This window comes from Phenylobacterium sp. (assembly GCF_036402295.1).
GTDB lineage: Bacteria > Pseudomonadota > Alphaproteobacteria > Caulobacterales > Caulobacteraceae > Phenylobacterium.
Window position 1 is genome coordinate 1 of the sequence record NZ_DASWTE010000250.1, and the last position, 2,050, is coordinate 2,050.

At 68.4% G+C, this 2,050-nt stretch carries 2 protein-coding genes and 1 pseudogene; all 3 read left to right on the top strand.

The window, feature by feature from the left end:
* Positions 1-282, top strand: a 282-nt coding sequence (locus VGD44_RS15460; RefSeq protein WP_331088634.1) for an enoyl-CoA hydratase-related protein, incomplete at its 5' end; no start/stop codon positions are given.
* A gap of 94 nt (positions 283-376) precedes the next feature.
* Positions 377-1,336: an alpha/beta hydrolase gene (locus VGD44_RS15465; RefSeq protein ID WP_331088636.1), complete on the top strand. Its 960-nt coding sequence runs from the start codon at positions 377-379 to the stop codon at positions 1,334-1,336.
* 518 nt (positions 1,337-1,854) lie between these two features.
* Positions 1,855-2,050: pseudogene (locus VGD44_RS15470) on the top strand (hypothetical protein); the annotation flags it as partial.

A 2,050-nucleotide genomic window follows, 5' to 3' on the forward strand; every position in this document is an offset into this window, starting at 1 on the left:
CAGGCGATCGACGGAGACACCGCCGCCCAATGGGGCCTGGCCAACCGCGCGGTGGCGAGCGACGAGGTCGACGCCGAGGCCTGGGCCGCCGCCCGTCTCCTCGCGACGCGGCCGCGCCAGTCGCTGACGGCGACCAAGCGGCTGATGCGCGATCACACGGCCATTTCCGCGCAGATCGAACAAGAGATGATCGAGTTCGCGGCGCGGCTCGCCTCCCCTGAGGCGAGGGAGGCGTTCCAGGCCTTCGCCGAGCGCCGCGCGCCCGACTTCGCGAACGTCTGAAAGCGCCCCCGACGCCGTCACGCGGGCGCGAACCCTAGACCTCAAGGCAAGGTGAACCGGGGCGCGAGCTCGCGTCCAGAAGTGAGAAAGCGCAATGCCGAAGTTTCAGGACATCGCGGTCGGCAAGGTCAATCTGCGGGTCGCCCTGCAGGGCGAGGGCCCGCTCGTGGTGATGGTCCACGGCTTCCCGGAGTCCTGGTATTCCTGGCGCCATCAGATGGGGCCGATAGCCCAGGCGGGCTTCAGGGCCTGCGCCATGGATGTGCGGGGCTATGGCGGCTCCGACAAGCCCCAAGCAGTCGCCGACTACAGCCTCGAATGTCTCTCCGGGGACGTCGCCGGCCTGATCGCCGCCCTCAGTCCGGCCGAGCCGGCCGTGGTGATCGGTCATGACTGGGGCGCGCCGATCGCCTGGACCACCGCCCTCGTCCATCCGAAGCGGGTCCGCGCCGTCGCGGGTCTCTCGGTGCCCTACACGGGGATACCCACACGGTCGCTGAACGAACTCATCGATGCGGTCTACACCCAGCACGGGCGCTTCTTCTATCAGCGCTATTTCGCCGCCGAGGGCGTGGCCGAAGCCGAGTTCGAGGCCGATGTGCGCGGCGGCCTGCGCCGCTTCTACTACGCCTGGAGCGGCGACGCTCCGAGCGGGACCTGGCCGGAGGACAAGAAGATCGGCGACTGCGCGCTGACCGGCGTGCCCGATCCGGACCCGTTCCCCCCGTGGCTTTCCGAAGACGACATCGACTTCTACGTGGCGGAGTTTGAGCGCTCCGGTTTCCGCGGGCCCCTCAACCGATACCGCAATCACGACCGGGACTTCGCCTTCCTGCAGGGCTTCAGGGGCCGGCGGATCGAACAACCGGCGCTGTTCGTGGCCGGCGCGCGCGACGGGGTCCTGCGGATGTTCGGCGACCTGTTGCCCCTGATGCGATCGGAACTTCCGAACCTGCAGGGTCTGCATCTGCTCGAGGGTTGTGGCCACTGGACCCAGCAGGAAAGGCCGGAGCTCGTGAACGGCCATCTGGTGGCCTGGTTACGCGCCCTCTGACCACCCGCGCCAGCCGAAGGGCGGCCTCCGGCAAGGTGGTCGGGAGGGCCTGCCCGGCGCTGCGGCTCGACGACCTCCACGTCCACGTCCGTCGGGGTTGGGCCGCCCGCCTGGCCGGCCCCCTGAGGCGCCGCTTCGGAGCCGAAGTATTCAATAGTGAATGTTCAAAGAGAACCCGTAGCCATCATTGGCGGGCGAGGGGCGCCATGCCGGGGGCGGCTCCGACGACCCCCGGGTGAAGCGAGGGGAGGCGAGCACCAGGGCGCCGCCGTCGGGGGCCTCCCGCGCGGACGGAGAAGCGGCTCCAACCATTGACGAGTGGGAAAAAGAAACGCACTAATCGTTCGGGCCATCGAATTCCCGCTTCGGGATGACGATGGCTCAACCGTTCGGTCATGCCGTCTGTTTTCGAGCCCCCGCGCTGAGATCGCTCCGTCAGATCGACGCGAGCCGTCCGGGATCTTTGGCGGACCGACAGCGACAGCGCGGCTTGAGCGCCTAGGGAGTGGGAGGACACCATGAACATCGCCGTGAAGGTCTCGGCCGCCGATGCCTCCGCCGACGTCGCAGCGACACCGCTTGAGGCGTTGAACCCGGCGCGGGCGGATCGATTCTACAACGGGACCATATGGCCGGTGTTCGAGCGCCTGCGCCGCGAGGATCCCGTCCACTTCACCCCTGACAGCGAGTACGGCCCCTACTGGTCCATCACCA